Genomic DNA, 2,104 nt, shown 5'->3' with positions numbered 1-2,104 from the left:
CCCCGTTGAAATAATTGGAAGATCCGTTGGGCTTGGTCCGGGGCGACCCCGGGTCCACGGTCGCGCACGACCCGACCGACCTTGGGGATTGCGTCCTCCATTAGGCGATAGGACGCCAAGTCGATTTCAGGGACCGCTCCAGGCTGGTGGAATTTGAGCGCATTGGCGATCAGATTGTACAGCGCTTGCGTGACCCAGGTTTTATTGACACGAAACGAGGGAAATTCGGCGGCCACACGGACGTGCGCGCCCATCCGCCGAATCGTCTCATCCAGTTGAGTCAAGGCCGCCCGGACCAAGTCGTCGCCGCGGACCTCTTCATACGGCATCTCTAAGCGTTGCGCTCTGGACAACGTGAGCAGATCCTCCATCAGCTGATCCATCCGCTGCGCGGCCCGAATGACGCGATCGATGTAATCGATGCCCTTCGCGTCGAGGCGGTCTCCGTACCGCTCGCGGACCAATTGGGAGAAGTTGGAGATCGATCGCAGGGGTTCACGTAAATCGTGCGAACTGACATTCAACAGGGTTTCCAAGTCGCGATTGCGCTGCTGGAGTTCTGCCGTGCGCTCCTGCACGCGATGCTCCAACTCCTCATGGGATCGTCGTAACGCTTGCGCGGCCTCCTCACGGTCGGTGACGTCGCGCGCGATGGCATACAGACTCCCATCCGTATGCGGCGAGGATTTCCACGACAACAACCGCCAGGAGCCGTCTTGGTGTTGATAGCGGTTCTGAAATTCCAGGACCGGTTCCCCCCTGCCGATCTGGCGCTCGACTTCGAGAAGCGTGCTTGCTCGATCGTCGGGATGGACGAAATCGAGGAACGGTCGGCTCATCAATTCCTCGAGGCTCCAGCCCAAGGTGCGGGTGAAGGCGGGACTCAGCCGGACGAAATAGCCCTCGGCGTCGGCAATGCAGAGCATGTCCAAGGACAGGTCGAAGAAGCGGTCGATGTCCGTTTCTGCTTGCCGACGGGCAATCAGCTCGTTGCTCAGCTCGCGACGGAGCAACTGCATCTGGGGATTGTCATGTGGGGGAGGGGAGGAGAGCGGCATGATGGGGAGATCTTAGTAAAACCGCTACCATCGTGCAAGACGTCCCTGCTCACGCGAGCCGCCCGCTGTCTTGACTTCGTGGGTGCATCCCCTATACTTCCGGTCGGCCTGGCCGGATATGCGCCGGCTGCTGCTGTTGGCGCTCACGGTGGAGGACTGCGATGCGGACGACATGTGCTGGTGGTGCCCTTGCCCTGATTGTCATCTCGGTGTTGAGTGGAATGCCGGATGCGGCGCGAGCCGATTGTGTGGACGGGGTGCGAAACGCCACGCCGGAGGAATCGGCATTCGCGGCTCGTGCGGAGGCAGCCTTGGCCGCTGCGTTACCGTCACCCATCCCGAACAGCGAGCGTCGCGGTGGACCGTATGACTTCTCCCGGCAACCGCGCCTCTCATTGTGTCAGGCGGATCAGGTGGGGGCGTTTGCCGTGAGTGTGGGCGGAGGATATCTGTACAAGTTTCCCAAAGCGGAAGCCGACCGTCTGTATGCCGAACGCAAGGGCATCGAGAAGCAAATTGAGGATGCGGAAAAGTTGCCGCCTGAAAGAGATTCGGAGTACAAGCAGTTGCTGGCTCAGATGAAGTCCGCCTACGACGCTGCGCCACGTCGGAGCCGGAAGGATCCTCCCTTCACGTCCGAGCAACAGGCTCAGGTGGATCGTGCGATGGTCGAGGGAAAGAAGCTGGAGGATGCGGCGAAGAAGGTCGTCACCGACCATGTCGCCGCGGTGAAATCCCGCACCGACGTGCTGCGTGCGCAAGCCAAGCGCTTGGAATCCTACCCTCAGGAACTCGTGGTTCGTCTGGCCATGAATGTGGAACGATTCCCGGAGTCCAACGCCACTGTGGCGACATTCGGCGCGCCGAGCGCCCGTCGTAGCGGCGGCCTCGCCGTGCACAATGTGGTGGTGGCCGTCGAGGGACCGGATGGGGCTGCACGGCAAAACCTGTTCGACGCGGTGGATAAAGCCTACCTCCAAGGGCTGATCGGACAGCCGCTGCCGGAGATCGAGGCGTCGAAGGCACGGGCTGAACATGCGGCCCCT

The 2,104-nt window shown here is 61.5% G+C and carries 2 protein-coding genes; one reads left to right on the top strand and one right to left on the bottom strand.

The genetic code is table 11. The features are described 5' to 3' along the window. A partial coding sequence (locus tag KF784_20110; GenBank protein MBX3121363.1) for a PAS domain S-box protein occupies window positions 1-1,019 on the bottom strand: 1,019 nt, incomplete at its 3' end. Between the two features lie 200 nt (window positions 1,020-1,219). On the opposite strand from KF784_20110, the gene KF784_20105 reads away from it, so the two are divergent. After that, a partial coding sequence (locus tag KF784_20105) for a hypothetical protein (GenBank protein ID MBX3121362.1) occupies window positions 1,220-2,104 on the top strand: 885 nt, incomplete at its 3' end.

The sequence above is a fragment of the Fimbriimonadaceae bacterium genome, from assembly GCA_019638775.1.
In the GTDB taxonomy this organism is placed as follows: Bacteria; Armatimonadota; Fimbriimonadia; order Fimbriimonadales; family Fimbriimonadaceae; genus JAHBTD01.
This window is presented reverse-complemented; position numbering and strand designations above follow the sequence as displayed.